General features: G+C 56.6%; 19 protein-coding genes. 15 read left to right on the top strand and 4 right to left on the bottom strand.

Annotated elements, in window-relative coordinates; all coding sequences use genetic code 11:
- The 3 genes from rsmH to HY298_24330 form a co-directional block, all read right to left on the bottom strand.
- Positions 1-1,050 (bottom strand): 16S rRNA (cytosine(1402)-N(4))-methyltransferase RsmH, encoded by a 1,050-nt coding sequence (rsmH, locus tag HY298_24340; protein ID MBI3853389.1) that lies wholly within the window; start codon positions 1,048-1,050, stop codon positions 1-3.
- Positions 1,051-1,430: 380 nt separating this feature from the next.
- On the bottom strand, positions 1,431-1,958 hold the full coding sequence (locus tag HY298_24335) for an NUDIX hydrolase (protein ID MBI3853388.1): 528 nt from the start codon (positions 1,956-1,958) through the stop codon (positions 1,431-1,433).
- Between the two features lie 5 nt (positions 1,959-1,963).
- Entirely contained in the window at positions 1,964-4,591 is a 2,628-nt protein-coding gene (locus tag HY298_24330) for a hypothetical protein (GenBank protein ID MBI3853387.1), read from the bottom strand.
- Positions 4,592-4,762: 171 nt separating this feature from the next.
- Here HY298_24330 and HY298_24325 point away from each other — a divergent pair, with 171 nt between their 5' ends.
- The 11 genes from HY298_24325 to HY298_24275 all read left to right on the top strand — a co-directional run bounded on the left by HY298_24325 (position 4,763) and on the right by HY298_24275 (position 15,352).
- On the top strand, positions 4,763-6,286 hold the full coding sequence (locus tag HY298_24325; protein MBI3853386.1) for an adenylyltransferase/cytidyltransferase family protein: 1,524 nt from the start codon (positions 4,763-4,765) through the stop codon (positions 6,284-6,286).
- Positions 6,287-6,401: 115 nt separating this feature from the next.
- Positions 6,402-7,421: an SDR family oxidoreductase gene (locus HY298_24320; protein ID MBI3853385.1), complete on the top strand. Its 1,020-nt coding sequence runs from the start codon at positions 6,402-6,404 to the stop codon at positions 7,419-7,421.
- Positions 7,422-7,454: 33 nt separating this feature from the next.
- A complete protein-coding gene (locus HY298_24315; GenBank protein MBI3853384.1) occupies positions 7,455-8,069 on the top strand; it encodes a hypothetical protein in 615 nt (204 codons plus the stop codon).
- Positions 8,047-9,117, top strand: a complete 1,071-nt coding sequence (locus tag HY298_24310; protein MBI3853383.1) for a hypothetical protein — start codon at positions 8,047-8,049, stop codon at positions 9,115-9,117. The genes HY298_24315 and HY298_24310 overlap by 23 nt, the downstream gene beginning before the upstream one ends.
- A gap of 25 nt (positions 9,118-9,142) precedes the next feature.
- The gene (locus HY298_24305) at positions 9,143-9,949 is read left to right on the top strand and encodes a transketolase (protein MBI3853382.1); all 807 of its coding nucleotides are present in this window, start codon (positions 9,143-9,145) and stop codon (positions 9,947-9,949) included.
- Positions 9,949-10,878: a transketolase gene (locus HY298_24300; GenBank protein MBI3853381.1), complete on the top strand. Its 930-nt coding sequence runs from the start codon at positions 9,949-9,951 to the stop codon at positions 10,876-10,878. The genes HY298_24305 and HY298_24300 overlap by 1 nt, the downstream gene beginning before the upstream one ends.
- 53 nt (positions 10,879-10,931) lie before the next feature.
- Positions 10,932-11,597 carry a methyltransferase domain-containing protein gene (locus tag HY298_24295; GenBank protein ID MBI3853380.1) on the top strand — a complete coding sequence of 222 codons (666 nt, stop codon included), beginning with the start codon at positions 10,932-10,934 and terminating at the stop codon, positions 11,595-11,597.
- Positions 11,594-12,640 carry a zinc-binding dehydrogenase gene (locus tag HY298_24290; GenBank protein ID MBI3853379.1) on the top strand — a complete coding sequence of 349 codons (1,047 nt, stop codon included), beginning with the start codon at positions 11,594-11,596 and terminating at the stop codon, positions 12,638-12,640. Before HY298_24295 ends, HY298_24290 begins: the two co-directional genes overlap by 4 nt.
- 9 nt (positions 12,641-12,649) lie before the next feature.
- Positions 12,650-13,192, top strand: a complete 543-nt coding sequence (locus tag HY298_24285) for a cupin fold metalloprotein, WbuC family (protein ID MBI3853378.1) — start codon at positions 12,650-12,652, stop codon at positions 13,190-13,192.
- A gap of 49 nt (positions 13,193-13,241) precedes the next feature.
- The gene (locus HY298_24280; GenBank protein MBI3853377.1) at positions 13,242-14,483 is read left to right on the top strand and encodes a class I SAM-dependent methyltransferase; all 1,242 of its coding nucleotides are present in this window, start codon (positions 13,242-13,244) and stop codon (positions 14,481-14,483) included.
- A gap of 41 nt (positions 14,484-14,524) precedes the next feature.
- Positions 14,525-15,352: an SDR family oxidoreductase gene (locus HY298_24275; protein ID MBI3853376.1), complete on the top strand. Its 828-nt coding sequence runs from the start codon at positions 14,525-14,527 to the stop codon at positions 15,350-15,352.
- Here the strand turns inward: HY298_24275 and HY298_24270 are convergent.
- Positions 15,349-15,537 (bottom strand): hypothetical protein, encoded by a 189-nt coding sequence (locus tag HY298_24270; GenBank protein MBI3853375.1) that lies wholly within the window; start codon positions 15,535-15,537, stop codon positions 15,349-15,351. The genes HY298_24275 and HY298_24270 overlap by 4 nt on opposite strands.
- 63 nt (positions 15,538-15,600) lie before the next feature.
- Here HY298_24270 and HY298_24265 point away from each other — a divergent pair, with 63 nt between their 5' ends.
- The 4 genes from HY298_24265 to HY298_24250 all read left to right on the top strand — a co-directional run bounded on the left by HY298_24265 (position 15,601) and on the right by HY298_24250 (position 23,709).
- Entirely contained in the window at positions 15,601-16,734 is a 1,134-nt protein-coding gene (locus HY298_24265; protein MBI3853374.1) for a class I SAM-dependent methyltransferase, read from the top strand.
- A 430-nt stretch (positions 16,735-17,164) separates the two neighbouring features.
- Positions 17,165-18,274 (top strand): FAD-dependent oxidoreductase, encoded by a 1,110-nt coding sequence (locus HY298_24260; protein ID MBI3853373.1) that lies wholly within the window; start codon positions 17,165-17,167, stop codon positions 18,272-18,274.
- A 22-nt stretch (positions 18,275-18,296) separates the two neighbouring features.
- A complete protein-coding gene (locus HY298_24255; protein ID MBI3853372.1) occupies positions 18,297-19,535 on the top strand; it encodes a hypothetical protein in 1,239 nt (412 codons plus the stop codon).
- Positions 19,536-19,743: 208 nt separating this feature from the next.
- Positions 19,744-23,709 carry an immunoglobulin domain-containing protein gene (locus tag HY298_24250; protein MBI3853371.1) on the top strand — a complete coding sequence of 1,322 codons (3,966 nt, stop codon included), beginning with the start codon at positions 19,744-19,746 and terminating at the stop codon, positions 23,707-23,709.
- The last annotated feature ends 419 nt before the right edge of the window (positions 23,710-24,128 follow it).

The raw sequence follows: 24,128 nt of genomic DNA, 5'->3' as shown, positions 1-24,128 counted from the left end.
CTAACGTTCAACTTTTCGCGCCCAGCGAAGTTTGGCGGGTGAGGAGCGAGGATTGTTGCGCCGCTCGTCGGGCGTGGGACGAACGATTTCGCGAGCGATGTCCGCGTAGAGCTGGTCACGCAAACCGGCCGCAAACGCCTTTTTCACGCGTCGATCCTCACCGGAATGGAACGTGAGAATCGTCACGCGGCCGCCCGGATTCAGGCACGCAGGCAAATGACGCAAAAACATATCCAACGCGGAGAATTCGTCATTCACAGCAATTCGCAAAGCTTGAAACACACGGCGCACGGTGAGTTCAACCTCTTCCTTGTTCACCCGCCGCAAGGTGGCACGGATGGCTTTGGTCAACGCTTTGGTCGTGGCAAAGCGGCCTTTCGCAAGGACGACAGCCAGTTCGCTGGCGCGGGGTTCATCGGCGTTTTCCCGGAGTAACTGGGCGAGTGCATCGGGTGAAATCTTTTCCAGCCACACCGATGCCGGAAAGCCGCGTTGCGGATTCATCCGCATATCGAGCGGCCCATCGGACTTCGCCGAGAAGCCGCGCGACGGATCATCGAGTTGCATGGATGAAACGCCGAGGTCAGCAAGGATGCAATCCGCGCCAGGTAATGCGGCTCGGGCCAGCGCCTGTGGCAAACCGGCGAAGTTGCTGCGCAGGACGGTGAGAATCTCCGACCCAAAACCGGCGGCCCGCAGGCGGGCCTCCGTCCTCGGTAATTCGATCGGATCGGTATCGAGGCCGAGCATTCGCCCACCGGGCTGGAGGCGCGCGAGGATTTCCTCGGCATGACCGCCGTATCCAAGCGTGCCATCCACCGCCACTTCACCGGGTTTGGGCGCGAGGACTTCGAGAATTTCTGCGACCATGACGGGCCGGTGTGTGCCGGCGGGCGTCTTGCCGGACGCGAGCACTTTCGCGACGGTTTCGCCGTAACGCTGCGGGTCATGCTCCTTGTATTTGTCGCCGAACCGGCGCGGATTTTTGCCGGCATAACGCGGGCGACGGCGATGCGGCGTCGCCGGCAGCGGATTGTTTGAAGATGGCAAAGGGTCGCTCACAGCTCAGATAAAATGAGACAGAATCAACCGATTGAACAGACTTGAATCCATTTGGGATTCGGAATTGGAGCGGGACTCTGTGAATCGCAGCGCGGGGAAAACGGGAAGCGGTGGTAAGGTTGGGCGCGGCTTGCGAGTGGGAGTGGCCGCGGCGACTGCAACTGCCGCTCGGAAACAAAGTTCGTTCAACGCTTGCCCTCCCCATAAGACTGGCCGGGGATCGTCTCCCAAACTTTGTCGCGTATGCGACAAAGTTTGTGAGTACCGGATTCATGGATACGGTGGCGGCAAGGCCCTGCAAGACGCTGTTGGGACTCCGGGCATTTCTGTGGTGACGCCCGGTCTCGCCCGAAAATGTTCCGGCACGGTCAGACTTTCAGTTTCCCTCGCAGCACGGCAGCAAACAAAGCCGCATGACTGGGTGCGCTCAAGAATTCCTTTTCGGTCAGGAGCGATGGCAAAGGCTTCTCAAAAAAGACCGGTTCGATTCCGGCCTCGCGTTTCAAGTCCGGGCGCGAACCCGGCTTGACGTCGGCGGCGAAGAAACACCATAGCCGATTGGTGAAACGCGCGGTGGAGGGCGAGAGCTTTGTCAACAACTCCAACGTTCCAGCTTCGTGGCCCGTTTCCTCCCACAACTCCTTGCGCGCCGCGTCTTCGGGAGTTTCGCCCGGCTCGATGTGGCCGGCTGGCAATTCGAGCGTGAATGCATCAACCGCCGGTCGGAACTGGCGCACCAGCAAAAGTTTTCCCTGACAATTCACCGCCACAATGACAACGACATCAACCGCCTGGATCGAGTAATGTGGCTGGTCAAAACCCGCCGGACGGTTGGCGAGGATTTGAAACCACGGTGTCGTGAAAACAATTTCCCCTTCGGGATTCAATGGGGCCATATTCGTCACGCGGCCGCCCGCTTGTGCGACAGCATTACGAAAGCCAGCAGGGCGAAGCCGGCGAGGATCGCTGCCAGCGTGAGGTAAAGACTTCCCTCGCCGGACGAGAAACGAAATTCCACCAGATGCTCACCCGGCGCGAGTTGAACCCCGCGCATCAGGTAATTGCAGCGCAGCAGGGTGGCGGGTTGGGAATCAACGACTACGCGCCAGTTCGGATCAAAGTGATCGTTTAACAAGAGCACCGATGGGACTTCGGCCCTGGCGCGTAGGACAATATGTTTGGGCGAGTAGCTGACAAATCCCACCGTGCCTGCGTTTTGATTGGTGGCAACGGGAGAGTTGATGGCCAGAAGTTTGTCGGCCACGAGCACCGTTTGGGATGGATCAAACGTCGGGCTGGCCAGTTGTTTCAAGGTTGCTTCGTCGTTGGTGCTCACCTGCCAGTTCGCGTAAAGTTTTGCTCGCGGCAACGCGCCGGTAAATTCGATCAAAGCGTATGGGCCGGTGGCATTGGTTTGCACCAGGATGGGGCCGCCTTGAGCGGTTTGATAAAAGTTAAAAAGCGTGTGAATTTTGAAACGCTTTTGTGCCGGGTCGATTTGTTGATTCAGCGGATCGAGAAAACCCGCAGCTCCGAGCAGGTAGCGCGTATTGGTCAACTCCCAACGTCGGGTCAGCGGCGTGCCTTGAGCCCGCACAGCCCCTTCGAATGCCGCGAGGTCTTCCGGCGTGCGCGACATCTGAACGATGTCCAGCGACTGAATCTTGTAGTACTGAAAGAGATGTTGCAGCCATTCGATCTGATAAACCTGCTGCATGGCGGAGAGTTGCGGCGGAGACTGGAAGGGCAGCAGCGCCACGCGATGGTCGTAAGGTCGTTGCTTTAGAAAATCGATGACGGCGTTGTTGCCAGCCTGGATGTATTTCTCGTCCGCGTTCCAATAAAAAATCCACGGCGCGTTGGCGCGGGCCAGATCAACCGTCAGCAGCAGACCCAGGAGAATTCCGGCCCATTTCGCGCGTGCCCCGACGAACAGACCACTCATGATCCAGGTGACCAAACCCAGTGTCAGCGTCAGGAACAGGACGAACCAGCCGACTTGATTCACGCTGAACCTTGCCATTTCGGCTGCGCCCGTGGGTTCGAAACCAACGGTCTGCAAGTAACTTTCCAGATTCGTGCGCGACGAGGCATAAACCAGCCAACCAAGCACGCTGGCGAGCAAGGTGATGATGGAGCCAAAGATCCATTTTGGGTCGGCGGCTTTGACCTTGGCCCACCAGTTTTGAGGTTGCACTCCCTTTACAACGGCCCGGGCTTTTTCCAGGTAAACGCGGCTGAATCCCTGCAAGCCGTAGCCGAAAACTACCAGGAGTGCCCAATCAAAAATGTGCAAAAACTTGGCCGGGTTTCGAATCGTTGACGCATACGGTAAGGCGTAGAAAAGCTTGTAAAATGGCGCATACCGGCCAAAGGCCAGCAAGAGCGAAAGCGCCGCCATGCCCGACCAAAACCAGATGTATTTCCGTTCGCTGACGCTGAAAGGAGAACTGGACTTACGGAAAGATTGGAGCACACCCCAAAGAGCCAGCACCAAAACAACCAGCCCGCCGTACGTACTTCCACCAGTAAAACGAAGCATTCGGCCAGTTGGCGGCTGCCCTTGCCGACCAGAATCCAGATACCGCGTCCATTCGGGATCCTGTCCCATGGAGCCCCAGTAATTGCCCCCTCCGGGCGTGTCCATGCGATATCCAAACAAACCGGGCACGAGGTACTGGAGCGTTTCGATCTTGGGCAGACTCCATTGTGTGGCCCAATCCCAGCGTTCGGCCTTGGTCTGTTCATCTTGTTTTGTGCCGGCCACTCCTTTGATCTGTGTGCCCACCAACGAACTCAAAGTTTGCGCGGAAATCAAGGCGGCAAAAATGGCCACCAGCACGATGCGAAGAATGCCTTGAGTCCATCTCTTAGCGAGTGAACCTTCGCCAAACAATGCCTGAAAAAGCGCGAACGCCGCGATGAAGACGCTGAAGATGGCACCGATGTCGAAGCTATCCATGATACTGAAGCCCACCGCCATGCCGGCCAGCAGAGCTTTGACCCAGCGATATTTGGACGAATTATCTTGCAACGCCGCCAGGGCGAGAAACGCGGCCCCCAAGGTCAGCGGTCGCGAAATCTGTCCCCAGCAGGCGCTGGTAAAATAATTCATGTTGAGCGCCGCCGCGAGGCCGCCGATGACGCAAACCGTGGCATTGAACCGCATCTGCCGAAAATAAAACCAGGCGCACAATCCCAGGACCAAAAGACAAATTGGGACGATGATTTTCGAGTAAAGGATCGGGCCGGTGAGCAGAAGAATCAAAGTAACCAGCGAGGGCGGAACGCTCGGCTGCGCTGTCCCCAGCCAGTTCAATGGTTGCCAGACGCAATCAAGATTGTTCAGGGTGACGTCCGACTGTGAAACAAGCGCGCCCAAGGGACCGTCGTTGCTGAAAATCACCTGCCCCGATTGAAAGCTCTTATGGAACAGCACGACCAACACCGCGATCAAACCAAGCAACAGGATAAAAAAATCGCGCCGGACAGAACTGGCCGGCGTGGTTCGGTTCTCATTGGTGCGCATAAAGAATTGGTGCTAAACCAACAACGCCCCAAGCATACCGACAAAACATTCACCGCCAACTGCAAACTTTTCCGCCGATATTGCTTTGTACTTGGCGCTAATGCGCTCCATGTCTTAAATGAACCCAGCCCGACGGTGGAAGCGGTATGGACAAAGTAAAACGAAATGGAAATGACCAGCAATAAAGTCAAGCGACTGGGAGACCTCGCCAAAACCCTGGTATCGCTTCGGGAGCAGGGGAAAAGTATCGTCCACTGCCATGGAGTTTTCGATCTGCTTCACATCGGGCATATCAAACACCTGGAGGCGGCGCGCAAGCTGGGCGACGTGCTGGTCGTGACGCTGACTCCGGACAGCTTTGTGCGCAAGGGACCACATCGCCCCGCTTTTCCTGAGAAACTGCGGGCGGAGGCCCTGGCCTCGCTGGCCTGCGTGGATTACGTGGCCATCAACGAATGGCCGACCGCCGTTGAAACAATTCAGTTGCTCAAACCCAGCCTCTTCGTGAAAGGGCTGGTTCGTGAATCGGGCAAGCGCGACCATTCCGACGCCATCGAACGGGAGGAGCAAGCCATCATCGGCGTGGGCGGCAAGCTCGTTTACACGGATGAAGAGACCTATAGCGCGTCCACGCTCATCAACCGCTTCATGGAAGTCTTCACGCCGGAAACCAAGACCTTCCTAGAGCAATTCCGCAATCAGCACACCCCCGAAGAAGTCTTCGGCCACCTCCAAGCCATCCGCAAACTCAAGGTCCTGGTCCTCGGCGAGACCATCATCGATCAGTACCAGTTCTGCACCGTTCTGGGCAAATCCGGGAAGGACTCGATCCTTGCCGCGCAACACGACCGCACGGAGCAATACACCGGGGGCGTGCTGGCCATCGCCAACCACGTGTCCAACTTCTGCGACGAAGTGGCCGTGTTGAGCGCGCTCGGCGATATGAACTCCTGCGAGGATTTCATCCGCGCCAACTTGAACAGCAATGTGGCCTGCCATTTTGTCTGGCTGCCTGGCTACCCGACCATCATCAAGCAACGGTTCCTCCAGGAATACCCTGGCGGCAAATTGTTTGAAGTTTACGTCATGCGCGATGAGGAGTTACCAGCCGCGGTCGAGCTTGAGTTCTGCCAGCGCTTGGAGCAGCTCCTGCCCCGGTATGATGTGGTAATCCTGGCCGACTACGGGCATGAGTTGATCACCGAACAGGTCAAACGGCTCGTGTCGGAAAAGGCCAAGTTCCTCGCGGTGACCACACAAACCAACGCCGGCAACCGGGGGTTCAACACCATTTCGAAATATTCGCGCGCCGACTATGTCACCATCGGCGAGATGGAATTGCGGCTCGATGCCCGGCAGTTGACGGCGAATCTGGACCATCTTGTCCAACAACTCGCCGGCAGAGTCAGGAGCCGGAAGCTGCTGGTCACTCAAGGCAGTTACGGCGTATTGATTCATGATCGCGCGCAGGGAATCGTCCAGGTGCCGGCCTTCGCCATCCGCGTGGTGGACCGCGTCGGTGCCGGTGACGCCGTGCTCGCGATCACGGCCCCCTGCGTCGCGCTCGACGCTCCGCCCCTGGTGCTGGGGTTCATCGCCAATGTGGTCGGCGCCGAAGCCTGCACCATCATGGGTAATCGCAGTTTCATCGAACCGACCAACCTTTTCCGCCACATCACCTCGCTGATGAAATGATTCTCTGTGCTCCGCGCGCTTCGCCTTTCACCAGGCGTCCGTCCTGCGAGGCGGGACAAACGAATTGACTAAAGCCGACCCGCCAATAAGCTGTCCCGCCTTGAAGTCGCAATCTATGAGCAGCAACAATCCGAACGGGTTTGGTTCGATTCTGGTCACCGGCGGAGCGGGGTATGTCGGCAGCGCGTTGGTGCCGGATCTTCTGCAGCAGGGCTACCGCGTCAAAGTGGTCGATCTCTTTTGGTATGGACGCGAAGTCTTTGGCGAATGCAATCGTCATCCGCAACTTGAGCTTTTGGAGTTGGACATTCGAGACAGCGCGCGGTTGAAACAGGAGTTGAAAGGCGTGGACGCGGTGATTCATCTGGCCTGCATCTCCAACGATCCGAGCTTCGAGCTGGATCTCAAGCTCGGCAAATCGATCAACTACGACGCATTTGCCGGCTTGCTTCAGGGCGCCATTGACCAGGGCGTGCGGCGGTTCATCTACGCCAGTTCATCGAGTATTTACGGCGTGAAAGAAGAGCCTGACGTGCGCGAAGACGCCGAACCGAAGCCGCTGACGGACTACTCCCGGTTCAAACTCGATTGCGAAAGGGATTTGCTCGCGCATTCGAAGGTCAACGGCATGGAGCGCGTCATCGTCCGTCCCTCAACGGTCTGTGGTTACGCGCCGCGTCTGCGCCTTGACTTGACCGTCAACATTCTGACCATCCATGCGCTGGTGAATCACAAGATCCGCATCTTCGGCGGCAAACAACTCCGGCCCAACTTGCACATCAAAGATATGGTGCGTGCGTATCACACTTTCCTGGAAGCGCCGGGGGCGAAGATTGATTGTGAAGCCTTCAACGTCGGTTTCCAAAATCGTTCCGTGGAGGACATCGCCAAACTCGTGCGCGAAACGCTTGGCGATCCCAACATCGAACTGGAATACACGCCCTCGGATGACAACCGCTCGTATCACGTCAATTCGGAGAAAGTGAAACGCGTGCTCGGTTTTGAAACCCGTTACACGATTGAGGATGCGATCAAGGACATCGCCGATGCGTATCGCCGCGGCCTGATCAAAGACCCGTTCACCAACCCGATATATTCCAACATCAAGCGGATGCAGCAGTTGAAAGTAAAGTAGCGCCGGGGCATCGCGGCGATTCGTGAAGATACCATGGTCCTCGGCGTCGATTTTGATAACACGATCGTTCGATACGACGAACTGTTTCATTCAGTCGCCGTGGAGCGAGGGCTAATTCCCGCCACACTGCCCGCCCGCAAGAACGACATTCGCGACTTCCTCCGGAACCAGAACCGCGAGAGGGATTGGACGGAGTTGCAGGGTTACGTTTACGGCCCGCACATGGCGGGAGCGCAGCCGTTCCCGGGCGTGCTTGAATTTTTCACCCACGCAGTCCGGCACCGGTTGCCGGTTTACATCATCAGCCACAAGACCCGCACGGCTGTTTCGGGACCGGCGTTCGATCTCCAGCAATCCGCCCGCGAATGGCTGGCAGCGCAAGGCTTCTTCGATCCGCGACGCATCGGGCTTTCGCCAGAGCACGTGCATTTCGGCGAGACGCGGCAGGAGAAAATTCGCTTTATCCGGGAAACGGGTTGCACCTGCTTCATTGACGACCTGGAGGAAACTTTTCTTGAGCCTGCATTTCCGCATTTTGTCGTCCAGGTTCTGTTCGGACGACACGAAGCGCCCCACAACCTGCCCGCCGTGATACCCCTGGCTGACTGGACACAAATTTTCGACTATGTCTTCAACGCCGCGAAGTGAACTGCGCCCGGACGAGATGCGTGCGGCGCTGACCCGATTGCTCAACCGGAACGTGTCCGGCGTCGAACGCATTGGCGGCGGACGCAATAGCCAGGTTTATGAAGTGGCATTGGAAGGCGCGCAGCATTTTGCCTTGAAGGTTTATTTTCGCCACCACTCCGACCAGCGCGACCGGCTCGCCACCGAATACAACAGCTTTGTCTATCTCTGGGCGAGCGGCTTCCGCGATATTCCACAGCCCATCGCCGCTGACCACGAACTGGGCTGGGCGGTTTATCAATTCATCGAAGGCGACAAACTTCTTCCCGGTCAGGCCGGTGACGCGGAGCTAACCGCCGCCCTGGGCCTGCTGTGCCGGCTGCGTGAGCTCAGCCGGAAACCCGAAAGCCGAAAGTTGGGCGCAGCGTCCGAAGCTTTTTTTGCCGCGGGTCAGGTGGTGGATAACGTCCGCCAACGCTTGCAACGCCTTCGCGCCGCCGAAGGAAACACGCCCGCTTACCACGCCTTGCGCGACTTTCTCGAAACGGACTTGACGCCACTGTTTGAACAGGTGACGCACTGGAGCGAATCGCGGTTGAAAGCCGCAGGCGGCGCTTTTGCAGAGGAATTGAGTTGGGAGCAGCGCACGCTCAGTCCGTCGGATTTCGGTTTTCACAACGCCCTGCGCCAGCGCGACGGCCGGATGATCTTTCTGGACTTCGAGTATTTCGGTTGGGATGATCCGGCGAAGATGATTGCGGACTTTTTGTTGCACCCGGCCATGGACTTGTCGCCGGCTTTGAAAAAGAAATTTGCCTCGGGCATGTTCCGATGTTTTTCGGACTGGCCCGATCTGCTCCAGCGCGTGGAGAGCCTTTATCCACTCTTCGGCCTCAAGTGGTGCATGATTTTTCTCAACGAGTTCCTGCCGGATCAATTCCAGCGCCGCCAGTTCGCCGCCGTCGCAGCCCCGGATCGTGCCTCTCTTCAAATGCAACAACTGGACAAGGCCCGCCAGATCCTGAACCGGATTCGCCACGAATACGAACGCTTCCCTTACCGTGATTAAACCGCCGCCCGTCAACACCACCCCGCTGGACCGGCGCTCGCGCGAGCTGCGCTGCCAGATCGTCCGCATGTTGGAAAAAGGCGGGCGTGGTCACGTCGGCTCGGCGTTCTCGCTCGTTGAAATTCTGCGCGTGCTTTACGACGACGTGTTGCGCTACGACGCGAAAAATCCACGCTCAGCGCAACGCGACCGATTCATTTTGAGCAAGGGCCACGGCTGCCTCGCGCTTTACGTCTTGCTCGCGGAGAAGGGTTTCTTTCCGGAGGCGGAGTTGTGGAAATTCTGCAAGACCGACGGGATTTTGGGCGGCCACCCCGAATACGGCAAAGTCCCGGGCGTGGAAGCGTCCACCGGCAGTCTGGGTCACGGGCTGCCGATTGGCGTCGGATTCGCGCTGAACGCCCGTTACGAACAGGCCAACCATCGCGTCTTCGTCGTGGCGAGCGACGGTGAATCCAACGAAGGTTCGTTGTGGGAAGCCGCTCTGAGCGCCGGCAAACACAAGTTGAGCAATCTGACCGTGCTGGTGGACTACAACAAACAACAATCCTACAGCACGACTTACGAGGTGCTGGACATGGAACCGTTTGCGGACAAATGGCGCGCGTTCGGCTTTGCGGTCGAGGAAGTGGACGGCCACAGCGTCGAACAATTGCGAGCCGCGTTGAAACGGACGCCGTTCGACGCCGAAAAGCCAAGTGCTATCATCTGCCACACCATCAAGGGCAAGGGCGTCAGCTTCGTGGAGAACAATTTGAACTGGCACCACAAAAACAAGGTCACTCCGGAGGAAATCAAATCCCTGTTGGCTGAGTTGGAGGTAAAGGCGTAATGCGCAAGACCTGTTTGGACATGGTGTATGAGCTGGCCAAGAAGGACCCGCGTATTTTTTTCATCGGCTCGGATCTCGGCGTCGGCACGTTGAAGCAATTCAAGGCCGAAATGCCCGACCGTTTCCTGATGGAAGGCGTAAGTGAGGCGAACATCGTTGGCGTCGCCGCCGGGTTGGCGCTCGAAGGAAAAATTGTTTACGTCAACACCATCGCCACGTTTCTGACACGCCGATGTTTCGAACAGGTCGCCCTCGACCTCTGCCTGCATAACGCCAACGTCCGCCTCATCGCCAACGGCGGCGGCGTCGTCTATGCCCCGCTCGGACCGACGCACGAGGCCATCGAGGATCTGGCCATTTTCCGCGCGCTGCCGCGCATGACCATTCTCGCCGTGGCGGATGCCGAAGAAATGCGGCGCATGATGCCGACCACGGTGGACCATCGTGGCCCGATCTACATTCGTCTCGGCAAGGGCGGCGATCCGGTTGTGACGAATGATCGTGTGCCGTTCGAGATTGGCAAAGCCATTCCCATGAAAGAAGGTTCGGACGCATTGATCGTATCCACCGGAATCACGTTAAAGGCTGCACTGGATGCGGCGAGTTCGTTGGAAGCTGCCACGATTAAAGCCGCCGTCTTACATGTCCCGACCGTAAAGCCGTTCGATCAAGAAAAAATTTTGGAACTGGCCGGCCGCGTGCCGGTCATTGTTTCCGTGGAGGAACACACTGTCATCGGCGGGTTGGGCAGCGCCGTGGCGGAAGTAATGGCGGAGGCCGATTTCAAAACGCTAAAACGCTTTCGGCGGATCGGCCTCCCGGATGTTTTCCCCGACCAATACGGTTCACAGGCCAGCTTGATGAAGCGTTACGACATCACGGCTGAAAAAATTGTTTCCGTCGTCCAGGAACTTTCTCATACTCGGTAGCTGAACCGCGGGCAGCCGCTGGGGTTGCCCGAAGATTCCGAACCAAAAATATCATGGGCCGATTGCTGAACATCGTTACGCCGCTGCATAAGGCCACCAAACGCGATTACCTCGCGCGCATGGTGGACGACAAAGTCACCTGCATGCTGAAGGCCAAGGAATATGAGGCCGACTATTGGGACGGCGACCGGCGGTTTGGCTACGGCGGCTACAAATACCTTCCCGGACGCTGGAAGCCGGTGGCGCAGGCGCTGATTGATATTTATGGACTCAAGGCCGGGTCGCGCGTGCTCGATGTTGGCTGCGGCAAGGCGTTTCTCCTGTACGAAATGCAACTGATCGAGCCGGGACTCGAACTGGTTGGTTTCGATGTTTCCAAACACGGCCTTGCTTCGAGACTTCCGGAATTCAAAGGCCAGACGTTCCAGCATCGCGCGCAAGATCCGTATCCGTTCGGTGACAAACACTTTGATCTCGTCATCTCGCTGACCACGCTGCACAACCTGCGGGTCTTCGAATTGGAAGCCGCCCTCAAGGAAATCGAGCGTGTTGGCAAAAACAAATACATCGTGGTCGAGAGTTATCGCAACGAACTGGAGATGTTCAACCTGGAGTGCTGGGCGCTGACGGCCGAATCGCTGTTCGATAAAGAGGAGTGGATCTGGCTCTTCCAACACTTCGGCTACACCGGCGATTACGAATTCATCTACTTCGAATGAAAGCGGCGATCCTGGTTGAAAACAACAAGCCGCTGGTCGTGGCCGAATTGCGCGTGCCGGAGAAACTCTCCTTCGGCCAGGTGCACGTCAAAATCCATTACAGCGGTATCTGCGGCGCGCAGATCAACGAGATCGAAGGCGCCAAAGGCCCGGACAAATTTCTCCCGCATCTCCTGGGACATGAAGGTTCCGGAACAGTCACGGCAGTTGGTGCCGGCGTCAAAACCGTCAAGCCCGGCGATCACGTCGTGCTCCATTGGCGGCCCAGTGCCGGGCTGGAATGCGAAACGCCCAAATACGATTGGAACGGACGCACCGTCAACGCCGGATGGGTGACCACTTTCAACGACGAAGCCATTGTATCCGAGAACCGTTTAACCGTCATCCCGCCGGATTTCGATCTGCGGTTGGCACCGTTGTTTGGTTGCGCAGTGACCACGGCCATCGGGGTCATCAACAATGACGCGCAACTCAAGATCGGCCAGTCCATTGTCATCTTCGGCATCGGTGGTGTCGGGTTAAATATCGCCCAGGCCGCGGCAATGGTTTCTGCGTATCCCGTCATTGGCGTGGACATCGTGGACGCTAAAATGGAGCTGGCGAAACAATGGGGCGTGACCCACACGTTCAACTCCAGCAAGACGCCGGACTTGAGTGAGCGCATCCGGGAAATCGTCGGCCCGCAAGGCGCGGACGTCGTGGTGGACACCACCGGTAATGCTCGTGTGATCGAGTCGGCCTACGATCTGACGCATTCCGATGGGCGAACCATCCTGGTCGGGGTGCCGCGCAAGGGCGACAAGGCCAGCATCTACACGCTGCCGTTGCATTTCAAAAAAGTGCTCAAAGGTTCTCATGGAGGCAGCGCCGCTCCCGACGTGGAAATCCCGCGACTCATTCGCCTGATTAGGCAGAACCGGATGAAGCTCGACGGACTGTTCACTCACGAATTCAAACTCGACGAAATCAACGAAGCCATTCGCACATTTCGCTCCGGCGAGGCGGGCCGCATCCTCATCAACATGCAAAATGCGCCAGCCTAATTGTTCACCATGAACATCAAGACAGTATCCGACGAAGTTTTTTACGCCGAAGGCGAAATTGTCACCTTTAGCGCAGCCGATCTTGCTTTTCTCAAACAGCAGACGCAACGCAACCCGCGCAAACGCGCCCGTCTCTGCACCCATCACGACGTCAGCGACCCGTTGCATGAAATGATTATCGTCAATCTGCGCGACACCTACGTGCGCCCGCACAAGAACACGAACAAACCAAAATCGTTCCAGATGCTCGAGGGGATGATGGACGTCGTGGTGTTTGATGATGCCGGAAAGGTGACCGGCGCGACCCGTTTGGGCGCCTATGCGTCGGGCTACCCGTCCTACTTCCGGCTCCACGAGACACGCTTTCACACGCTTCGCACGATCACCCCCCTTGGAATGTTTCAGGAGACCACCCGCGGGCCATTTGTCGCCGGGGACACGGTGTTTGCCGCGTGGGCGCCGGAAGATCAGGATATCGCCGCCTGCACCCGCTTTCTCGAGCGCATGGACGCTGACGTGGCAACTCTTCGAAGTCTAAAGTCTAAATGCTAAATTTCAGCCTTCAGCTTTCAGCCTTTAGCCTTTAGCCTTTGCCCATTGCATGACCGCCTCCTTTCAAACGCGAAAAACCTGCCGCCTCTGCCACTCAGCCAAGTTGACGCCCGGTCTGCCAATGCAGCCCACACCCATCGGCGACAATTACGTCACCGCCGACGGTCGCAATGAGCGTGAGGAGATTTTCAATTTGGATTTGTTTCTCTGCGAAGACTGCGGCCAGGTTCAACTGCGCGACGTGGTCTCGCCCGATCTTCTCTACCCGGCGTTTCCGTACGTCACGTCAGTGTCCGTTGGACTGCCGGAACATTTTCGAAAATTCGCCGAGGATTTGATGAACCAGCACCGGATTGCGGCGGATTCATTGGTCGTTGAAATCGGGAGTAATGAAGGCCCGATGCTGCGCGCCTTCAAAGAACGCGGCTGTCGCGTGTTGGGTATCGAGCCGGCCGCGGAAATTGCGCGCGCCGCCACCAATGCCGGAGTGCCGACCCTCGCGCGCTATTTCACCAAGGAACTGGCCCGTGAAGTCCAGCGCGAACATGGCTACGCCACCGTCATTGCCGCCAACAACGTGCTCGCCAACATTGATGACCTCGACGCCGTGATGCAAGGCTTCAAACTATTGCTGGCTCGGGATGGAATTTTAGTGATGGAAACTTCCTATTGGCGCGACGTGGTGGGCAAGGGACTCATAGACACGATTTATCACGAACACATTTCATATTTTTCCGTTGTGCCGTTGCAGGCCTTTTTCCATCGACACGGGTTGCAGTTGATAGACAGCCAGTGGAATTCCAACAAGGGCGGCTCGATTCGTTTGACCGTGCAATGGAATGGCGGAACGCGAGCGGTCAATCCATCGGTCGCCCAACAGATCGCCATCGAGCAGCGGGAACAAATCCACGCGCTCGCAACCCTCGCCACCTGCCGCCGCCGTTTGGATGAACTGACTGGTAAACTTCAAAAAGCCCTCGGTGATTTCCAACGCGAGGGCAAATCGGTGATGGGTTACGGCGCGTCCGTCGGCACCACCACGATGCTTTACGAATTCAAGCTGGGTTCGTTGGTGAAGGAATTGTTCGACGACAACACGCGGAAGCACGGCAAGTTCAGTCCCGGCCTGCACATACCGTGCGTGCCGGCAGGCAAACTTGACGAATCGAGGCCCGACTACGTTGTCGTTTTCGCCTGGCGTTATCTTGAACAGATACAAAAAAAACATCCTCGTTACGGACAAGGCCAGGGTCATTATGTTTTGCCATTGCCGGAATTGAAAATTATTTGACCGGCGTCCGCTTGACACTTTCCTTATACTCCGCCGCGAGAATGAAAGCCGCCAATAAACCAAAACACGCATCCACCAAATCCCCGACGGTGAAGAGGCCGAGTTTGAGTGGCTTGGAGGGCCGGCACTTGCTGGTAATCGGCGGCACGCGTGGCATCGGTCGCGCCTTCACGCGGCTGGCGACAGAATTGGGAGCAAAGGTCTCACTGGTTTCCCGTACAGGAGGGACGCCTGCGGTTTCGACGGTTCATTCTTACGTCGCTGATGTGACCGACGCAAAAGCCGTGGAGCCGGTGATTTCCCGCGTGATTGCGGATCAGGGCAAATTAAACGGGCTGGTTTTTTTTCAACGTCACCGTGGAAAAGAAAACGCCTGGGCGGGCAATCTGGCCTCCACGCTGACCGCCACGAAGGAGGTTATTCAAAAAAGTTGCGCTCACTTCGACAATTCCCAGGACGCCTCCATTGTAATCCTGGCGTCCAGCGCCGCGCGGTTTGTTGCGGACGAGCAGGACGAGGGGTACCACGCAGCGAAAACGGGCGTGCTTGGACTGGTGCGGTATTTCGCGTTCAAACTCGGACCGCAAGGCATCCGCGTGAACGCCGTTTCGCCCGGCACATTGCTGAAGGAAGTATCCAAAAAATATTTTCTGGAAAATCCAAAACTCCACCGGATGTATCAGCGCATCACGCCGCTGCGTCGGATGGGCACCGCGGAAGAGGTCGCGCAAGTGGTGGCTTTTCTGTTGAGTCCGGCGGCCTCCTTCGTCACCGGACAAGAGCTTCTGGTGGATGGAGGAGTGAGCCTGCACTGGCATGAATCCATGGCGCGAGCATGGCTTGACAACCCGCTGCAAGATGAAAACTAAGGCGCAAGGATGCAGTTGAACACGCCCCTCACCCCGACCCTCTCCCCATCCGATGGGGAGAGGGTGAAACTCCAGCGACGTTGCGCCCAATTACCGAACGGTGCGTGTCGTCCCCGCGCGCGAAAACGTTCCCTCTCCCCGTCGGACGGGGAGAGGGCGAGGGTGAGGGGTTCGTCGGTCTGCATCGTTCCGGCTAAACCGCTGATTTCGGTTGTTCACCGTAAATCGCAACCGCATTTCCACTGACGATGCCTGCATCAAAAACACCTTTTGTTCATTTTTATTCCGCGCACGGAATCATCCCGACCCGGCAGGACATTTCCGATTTGGGCCGCCACATCGAACGTCGCCATTCCCTGTATCGCCATCTCGGTCTGCCGCCCGGAACTTTTCACCGGGCTTCAGTATTGGAATTTGGTCCCGGCAGCGGGCACAACGCGGTCGTGACCGGATTGCTGGGACCGAGCCGCTACCTACTGGTGGACGGCAACCCTCCCAGTCTCAAGAGCACCAACCGGGTTCTCAAACAACATTGTCCGCGCCTGAATTTTCAACTCCATCAATCCTCGATCTCAAGTTTCCGCTCCAAGGAAAAATTCGACATCGTCTTGTGCGAGGCAGTCATTCCCACACAAAAAAATCCGCCCGCTTTCCTGCGGCACGTCGCGAGTTTTGTTCGGCCGGGCGGCGTGCTGGTGTTCACCTGTATGGACCCCATTTCCCTGCTGCCGGAAATGTTGCGCCGTTGGCTGGCGTGGAATCTGGTCGAAGACATTTCGGATTTTGACGCGAAGGTTGCTCGGCTGGTGAGCTTTTTCCGCCCCGATCTCGCCGCGTTGCCGGGCATGTCCCGCCGTCCGGAGGATTGGGTCATTGATCAAATCCTGCATCCGTGGGTTGGCCCCTTGTTTTCGATTCCTCAAGCCTTGATCGCGCTTGGTAATCGTGGCGCATTGTTGGGCTGCTCGCCGCGGTTTCTGATCGATTGGCGTTGGTATAAGAGCATTGTTGGATACCGATGCGCTGACAACTCATTCGCCGTGGACTCCTACTACGAGTTGGGCCTCAACTTGATGGATTTTCGCGTCCGGTTGCCGCAAACTGAACGAAGTGTTGTCCGTCGCGCGGAAAACATTTCGCAAAAAATCTACGACGGCGTTTTCGCCCGTGAACGCGGCCAATCCACTTTTTCACGGCAGCAGATGTTGCCGTTGTTGCTGGCTCTGGAAAAACTGCTCCGCGACCAAAGCCCCCAGACTCATCGGTCGCTGAACTCCTTCATCCGTTATCTCCAGTCAGATATGGCCCGCGAAAGCGCGTTGACGGAATTTCGAAAATGGTGGGGGCGCGGTCAGCAATATGTAAGCTGTGTCATGCGCTGATGGCTGTTTAGTGTATGGAATGGTTGGCACAAATGATTGCTGGTTAAAAAATGAATAGCCCCTCACCCGGCCTTCGGCCACCCTTTCCATGAACCGCGATGCTGTACAAATTGTCGGATACGCGCGGAGCGTTTGGAGTGCGGCGACTTGTCGCCGCTGTTGCACGGGGCGTGTGGGGAAGACACACCCGCTGTGGAGTCGGCACCTTCCCAAAGCGGCGACAAGTCGCCGCACTCCAAACGCTGACGCGACCATCCGCATGCCCTTCGGTTCAGAGGCGCAAGGCGCATGCGAAGTTCGGAGAATTTTTTCCCCATCCGATGAGAGAGGGCGGCCCGAAGGCCGGGTGGGGGGCGTCGTACTAATTGGAAATTACTTTTGGCAACTGGTATAAGTTTTTCAACAAGCAGAATCTGAATATCGAATAGACATGAAATCAGCATTGATCATTGGCGGTGGATTCGCGGGTTGCGCTGCGGCGCATCAACTCGAACTGCAAGGCGGCTGGGATGTCACCTTGGTCGAGGTCGCGCCCTTTTTGGGCGCCGGGGTGCGCACGCAATGGTACGGTGGTCACCCACACACGTTTGGACCGCGCCACTTTCTGACGCGGGACGAGCGCCTGTTCGATTTTCTCAATCGCTACGTTCCGTTGCGCCGGCTGAAACACGTTTTCCTGACGTATGTCGAGCGGGACGCCGAGTTCTACAATTTCCCCATCCATGTGGACGACGTGGAGCGCATGCCCGACCGCGATCAAATCAAACAGGAACTCGCCCAGCTCAAATCCGGCCAGCGCGCCACCAACGTTGAGGAATACTGGCTCGGCTCGGTTGGCCCGACGCTTTATGATAAATTTGCCAAACACTATAACCACAAGATGTGGCAAATTTCTGACAACCGCGAACTGGATGATGCCGTGCCCGAGTGGACCTCCAAGGGTGCGCTGTTGTACGAAGGGCCGCGTCACGGATTTCATGATGCCATTTCGGCGTATCCCTTCGCGCCGAATGGTTACGATGAATACTTCTCCATCGGCACCGCTCGGGCCAAGGTGCTGCTCTCCACCCGCATTGAGCAGTACGACATTCCCAAAAAACGGGTCAAATGGTCGGGCGAATGGCGGACGTTTGATGTCATCGTCAACACAATCGCGCCGGACATCCTGTTCGACTATTGCTTTGGTGAGTTGCGATTCGTCGGGCTGGACTTTCACCCCATCGTCCTGCCGATGGAGCAATGTTTCCCGGACGACGTTTTCTTTTTGTATTATAGCGGCCAGGAAAAATTCAAGCGCCTGGTGGAGTATAAAAAATTCACGCAGCACAAATCTCCCACCACCTTGATTGGCATTGAGTTTCCGTCCATGAACGGCAAGCATTACGCCATGCCGATGAAATCCGAGCGGGGCACTGCCCTAAAGTATATTGGGTTGATGCCCGACGGCGTTTTCTCCATTGGACGGGCCGGTAGCTATCGGTACATCGACATCGATGATTGCATCGCTCAGGCGATGGATGTTGCGCTGAAGCTTAAGTGAGCATCTCTAAACCAATGACACCATGCTGACAGTCGAAGAATACAATATAAAGGAAAGCGCGGCTGTGGCTGCCTTGCCCAACCGGGTCGTGGAGATGGTAAGTCCGGTGATGTTTTCCTCCGAGGGATATCCCACTAGGCTGCGCAGCGATTCAGAGCTTTGGAAGTATCTCGATGTCATGCACGAGACGCGATTCGAGCGGGATTTTGCGACGCTGTTCGGCGGTGGTATCACCGAGCAGGAATTTGCTCTGTTGCGGCGCGTCGCTCAACTTGCCTGCGAATTCAGTAACGCGTCCTTTGGGCGAAACCTGACGACACGCGGCAGCCTGCTCCGCGCGCTCAACGTCTATCGGCACATCAACGATATTTTCGGCGGTTCACCCGCGAGGGTGTGTGAAATCGGTCCCGGCTCTGGCTACTTGGGCTGCTTGTTTATTCAAAACGGTTGGAGCTATGCCGCATCGGATATAACCCAGGCTTTTTACCTGATGCAAAACCACCTGTGGAACTTCGCATCGGGTGGTCGCATCAAGGAATTGGTTACCGATGCGGAATGGGACGGCACGCTTCTTCCAAAACAACCCGTGCATATTCCGTGGTGGGAGTTCTACCGGCTCCTCGACAAGGGAACGCCTGCCGCGGACGTGGTCACTTGCAATCACGCGCTGGCGGAGATGCACCCCAACAGCATGGCGTTTGTGCTGCGGGTCGCCCACGAGATGCTTCGCGGAAAGGGATTGAAGGCGTTTGTGTTTGAGGGTTGGGGTTTCGAGAAGTTTGTGCCACGCTCGACGATTACAAAAGAATTCTATCGAAGCGGCTTCCGCCTGGTGCACAACGACGACCAGATCACTGTTTTTGCTCCGCGCGATACCGATTGTGCCTTGCCATCCGTAAATTTGCCAAGATTTACATTTCTTCACAGGCCGGCTTCGGGACGAGTGGGTGACGCTGTGCGTCATGCCACTCGACCGGGCAAGTTCGCTCGTAACATATCCGCGTTCAAGGCGGTAATCGGTTCGCTCGATTTTCTGTCTGGTCTGAAGCGATTCAGCAGTTCGCTGGCATTCTGGCCGCCACAAGTGTCGCTACCGATGAACACAGTTTCGGAGCGTGTCCTCTCGGCACGTCAGCGTCGCAGCACGGAACGATTGACCGGAATAGAACCGGTCAACGAGTTCTATGCAACCCTACTCAAATCGCGCGACTTTCGAACCCCGGACGAGCGTTTTCTGGATTCGATTGGCAGATCCTATTGAGAGAGGGGCATGAGCGTTGGCAGCTTTAATTATAGATTCATCCGCTATCTCGAATCGCGATTCAAGGGTCCGCAGCGGGCAAAGCGGGCGAGGTGCGACTTCGAAGTGACCTGCTTGTCTATTTCCTTGCATTTGCCCCCAACCATGTGAGAATCGGTCAACGTCGGAATTTTATTTACCTATCAGCCCAGAACTCATGGAGGACCAAATGCCCGCTCCTACAAATACAATCACTTCCCCTAAAATCTTTCTTTGGGCTGCGCTTCGTGCTTTCGCGGTGTTTTTGCTTTTGCCGTTTTGCATCCAAGGTCAACTCTGTGATCCCGTTCCTTCCAACCTGGTCAGTTGGTGGCAGGCCGAAGGCAATGCGTCTGACGCCAAAGGCACCAATCATGGGACGTTGGTTGGAAACACTGCCTACAGCGGGGGACAAGTCGGAAAGGCTTTTAGTTTTGACGGGAGCGGCGATGCCGTGCAAATAGGCAATCCGGCCAGTTTGCAGCTTCAAAGTTTTACCATCGATGCCTGGATCAAACGCAGCAGTACGACACAAGCTTCGCTCAGCGCCGGAGGGGGACTTGTGTTTGGCTATAATACTGGCGGATATGCGTTGGGCTTTTTGGACGATGGCCATCTGTTTTTGTCGAAGGTCGGAATCAGTCAGGTAACTTCGGGCGCCCAAGTCACCGACACCAATTTTCATCATGTGGCCGTGACCAAGACCGGCAACACCGTGGTGTTTTACGTGGATGGGGCGGCGTTTGCGGCGGCGGCGTTTGCCTCGGTCTTTTCGTTCACCAGCGGGGCGGCCATCGGGGCGCTGGGGGGCAACTCAGCGAATAGTTTTCTGGGACTCATTGACGAGATCGATGTGTTCAATCGCGCGTTGAGTGCTTCGGAAGTGCTGGCCATCTACAACGCTGGTGCCACGGGCAAGTGCGGCATTCCACCTTCCATCACTTCTCAACCCGCCAGCCAGACAGTGAACGTCGGCTCTAATGTAACGTTCACCGTCCTGGCCACAGGCACCAGTCCGTTGAGTTATCAATGGCGCTTTAACCAGACGAACGTCCTTGTCACGGCTACCAATGCCTCGCTGACACTGAGTAACGTTCAAGTTACCAACGGTGGCGATTACAGTGTCGTGGTGAGCAATGCGGTGGATTCGGCGACCAGCAGCAACGCAGTGCTTACGGTGAATGCGCCTGCCTGTCTTACTGCCCCGCCCGGCCTGGTCAGTTGGTGGCAAGGAGAAGGTAATGCGAACGACTCGGCGGACAGCAACAACGGCGTTTTGGTCAACGGTGCTTCCTTTGCTTCGGGCAAAGTGGGGACGGCCTTCAACTTTTGGGGAACAAACCACGTCGAGGTTCCCGCTGCGGTGAATCTGAATGTGCAAAGTTATACCATTGAGGCCTGGATTTTCCCCGCCGATGTGAGTGTGCTCAAACCCATCGTCGAGTATGGGGATGGCGGCAACATTGGGCTCCACCTTTGGCACAGTGTGCCGGCTGACGGAGGCGCCGGCGTCTCGCCGGGTAGTCTCTACGCCAATGTGGGCGATGCCTTTGGTCCATACAAATTCGGCACGGGAGGAGGCGTTATCCCCTCTAACCAGTGGACCTACGTTGCCTTGACGTACGACAGGGCTGCGGGAATTGCCCGGCTGTATGTCAATGGAACCAATCTGGCCACCGCCAACTTTGGATCGCTCACACCTTTGACAGCATTACCTGTGAACTTGGGATATCGGCCGGCTGGCGGCACCCATTTTGTCGGCAAAATGGATGAAGTGAGCATCTACAATCGCGCATTGGCTGCTTCTGAGATTCAGGCTGCTTTCAACGCCGGCAGCGCGGGCAAGTGTGATCCTTCCATCACTTCCCAACCCGCAAGTCAAACGGTGCCTGTCGGTGCCGACGTAACGTTTGCCGTAGTCGCGGCGGGCACGGGTCCGTTGAGCTATCGCTGGTATTTCAATGTGACCAATTTGCTCGCGACTACCAATGCCATCCTGACGTTGACCAATGTGCAATTGAGCGACGCTGGCGCGTATAACGCTGTAATAAGCAATTCGCTGAGTTCTTTGACTAGCAGTAACGCAACCCTGACGGTCTCTCCCCCGGTCTGTATTACAGCCTCCACGGGTTTGGTCAGTTGGTGGCAAGGAGAAGGTAATGCGGCCGACGCGGCGGACAGCAACAACGGCGTTTTGGTCAACGGCACGTCCTTTGTTCCGGGCAGAGTGGGGACAGCCTTCAACTTTTGGGGAACAAACCATGTCCAGATTCCGGCGGCGGCCAATCTGAACGTGCAAAGCTTCACGATTGAAGCCTGGATTTTCCCTGCCGATGTCAATGTGCCCAAGCCCATCGTGGAGTATGCGGCCCCAACCGGCAATCCCGGCGCTCACCTATGGCACAGTGTTCTCGCACCGGGCAGTCTCTATGCCAATGTGGCGGATGCCTTTGGTCCTTACAAATTCGGCACGAGCGCAGGCGTTATCCCCTCCAACCAGTGGACCCACGTTGCGTTGACCTACGACACAACTTCGGGAGTTGCCCAGCTTTTTGTCAACGGAACCAGTTTAGCCACCGCCAACTTTGGATCGATCACGCCGTTGACGGCCTTACCCATGAACTTGGGATACCGTCCGTCGGGCGGCAGCACGCATTTTGTCGGCAAAATGGACGAGGTGAGCATCTACAATCGCGCTTTGGCCGCTCCTGAGATTCAGGCGATTTTCAACGCTGCCAGCGCTGGCAAGTGTGCGTTGCCGCCCTCGATCCTGACTTCGCCGCAAAGCCGGACGGTTCGCGCCGGAACCTATGTTACTTTCAATGTCGTCTCGACCGGTAGCCAACTCTTGAGTTATCAATGGTGGTTTAACACGACGAATGTCATTGCCGGAGCCACTAACTCCTCGCTCGTATTAAGCAATGTGCAGTCGGCTCAAGCTGGCGATTACACCGTAGTGGTCAGCAACAGCGTCAACTCGGTGACGAGCGCTCCGGCCAATTTAAAGGTTCAATATGTTTTTGTTTTCGGAAACGGTCAGAGCCTCACCAATGCCCAATACAGCTTCGCCGGTTTGGTCACCATCCAGTTGCAAACCATTTTCACCAATGGTGCGATTCTCTACACCCTGGACGGCTCGGCGCCGACTTTCGATTCGACAGAATATTTCGGGCCATTTCTGGTAACGGATTCGTCGATTCTGCGCGTGCTCACTTACAGCGCGGACTTTTCCCAGTCCGCCGAATCGGACTCCATCACCTTGACCATCATTCCGACCTATTCGCTCATGGCAACCACACCGGGAGGAGGAACTGTTTCTCTAAATCCGACCAACGGCCCTTACGCGAGCAATACGGTGGTCAATGTGACAGCCACGCCGACCAATGGCTGGACGTTTTTGGGCTGGGCGGGAGACGCCAGCGGCACCAATACGACGATCGGTGTGACGATGAATCGAAATAAATTCGTGCAGGCACTCTTCGGCACGGGACTGGGTACCGCGGCGGCAGGCAACGGAGTAATTAGATTTATCCCATCCGTGTTTCCTGCCGGCGGGCCGTATCCCTTCGGCACGACAGTGTATCTTGATGCCGTGCCGCAAACTGGAAGCTACTTTGCGCTGTGGGGCAACGCCGCCAGCGGCAATATCAATCCCTTGAGCTTTGCCATGACCAAGGCCAACCCGACCGTCTCAGCACTGTTCACCACGTTGAACGTCGGCGAATTTGCGCTGACGGTCATCCCCAATGGATTTGGTCAGGTCACGGTCAACCCGCGGGCCAATCGATACACCAACGGACAGAACGTGATGCTGACAGCCGTGCCGGATACGGGACGACAGTTCATTGAGTGGAGTGGTGATGCCACGGGCACGAATAATCCGTTGATCGTCGTGATGAACCAGAGCAAAACCATCATGGCGGATTTCACCGGACGACCCGGCTTAACTGTCGCCGCTGAAGGGTTGGACGAACAAGGCTTGCACCTGATGCTGACGGGAGATGCCGGCGGCCATTATCGGATCGACGTCTCAACGAACCTGCTGGACTGGATCGCACTACTGTCGCTGACGAACAATGCCGGCACCGTGCCATTCATCGACCCCTCGGCCACGAATTCGTCCCTGCACTTCTACCGCGCGGTGGCGGTGCCATAACGCAATGATTCAATCGAGTGCCTTCTCGATTAGCCGATGACAACTTTTGCATAGGTCCGATCATCAATGAATTTTCGTGCCATATTCTGCAAAGTCTCCTATGGTCGGAATACTTGCCTTCTTGATACCAATCAGGAAATTATCCTTTCTCGTCACCAGCTTGATCTTCGCGAAGCATTAACTTAACGTTGTTTAAGTTATGCGAATGCGACCGATGTGGTGGTTTTTGTTGGGCTTGATGTTGTTGGTGCTAGGCGCATACGTCTGGCATTTAAGCAACGAATGGCAGGTCCGGAAGAACCGCACGACTTCGCCCAATCTAAACGAACGCTCCACTTCACCAGCAAAGAGTGTCCGGCTTGACTCTACGAATGCCGCACAATCTCCGCGCCTGGGGCTGTTGAGCACTCCATCGAATC

Source organism: Verrucomicrobiota bacterium (genome assembly GCA_016200005.1).
GTDB lineage: Bacteria > Verrucomicrobiota > Verrucomicrobiia > Limisphaerales > PALSA-1396 > PALSA-1396.
The sequence above is the reverse complement of the archived record's forward strand: the minus strand, read 5'-3'. Positions and strand labels throughout refer to the sequence as shown.

Coding starts and splice junctions, on each gene's coding strand:
- HY298_24310 (MBI3853383.1), top strand. CDS start 8,047: ATGTCTTCAACGCCGCGAAGTGAACTGCGCCCGGACGAGATGCGTGCG.
- HY298_24300 (MBI3853381.1), top strand. CDS start 9,949: ATGCGCAAGACCTGTTTGGACATGGTGTATGAGCTGGCCAAGAAGGAC.
- HY298_24325 (MBI3853386.1), top strand. CDS start 4,763: ATGACCAGCAATAAAGTCAAGCGACTGGGAGACCTCGCCAAAACCCTG.
- HY298_24280 (MBI3853377.1), top strand. CDS start 13,242: ATGACCGCCTCCTTTCAAACGCGAAAAACCTGCCGCCTCTGCCACTCA.
- HY298_24270 (MBI3853375.1), bottom strand. CDS start 15,537: ATGCAGACCGACGAACCCCTCACCCTCGCCCTCTCCCCGTCCGACGGG.
- HY298_24295 (MBI3853380.1), top strand. CDS start 10,932: ATGGGCCGATTGCTGAACATCGTTACGCCGCTGCATAAGGCCACCAAA.
- HY298_24335 (MBI3853388.1), bottom strand. CDS start 1,958: ATGGCCCCATTGAATCCCGAAGGGGAAATTGTTTTCACGACACCGTGG.
- HY298_24255 (MBI3853372.1), top strand. CDS start 18,297: ATGCTGACAGTCGAAGAATACAATATAAAGGAAAGCGCGGCTGTGGCT.
- HY298_24330 (MBI3853387.1), bottom strand. CDS start 4,591: ATGCGCACCAATGAGAACCGAACCACGCCGGCCAGTTCTGTCCGGCGC.
- HY298_24250 (MBI3853371.1), top strand. CDS start 19,744: ATGCCCGCTCCTACAAATACAATCACTTCCCCTAAAATCTTTCTTTGG.
- HY298_24285 (MBI3853378.1), top strand. CDS start 12,650: ATGAACATCAAGACAGTATCCGACGAAGTTTTTTACGCCGAAGGCGAA.
- HY298_24260 (MBI3853373.1), top strand. CDS start 17,165: ATGAAATCAGCATTGATCATTGGCGGTGGATTCGCGGGTTGCGCTGCG.
- HY298_24315 (MBI3853384.1), top strand. CDS start 7,455: ATGGTCCTCGGCGTCGATTTTGATAACACGATCGTTCGATACGACGAA.
- HY298_24275 (MBI3853376.1), top strand. CDS start 14,525: ATGAAAGCCGCCAATAAACCAAAACACGCATCCACCAAATCCCCGACG.
- HY298_24320 (MBI3853385.1), top strand. CDS start 6,402: ATGAGCAGCAACAATCCGAACGGGTTTGGTTCGATTCTGGTCACCGGC.
- HY298_24265 (MBI3853374.1), top strand. CDS start 15,601: ATGCCTGCATCAAAAACACCTTTTGTTCATTTTTATTCCGCGCACGGA.
- HY298_24290 (MBI3853379.1), top strand. CDS start 11,594: ATGAAAGCGGCGATCCTGGTTGAAAACAACAAGCCGCTGGTCGTGGCC.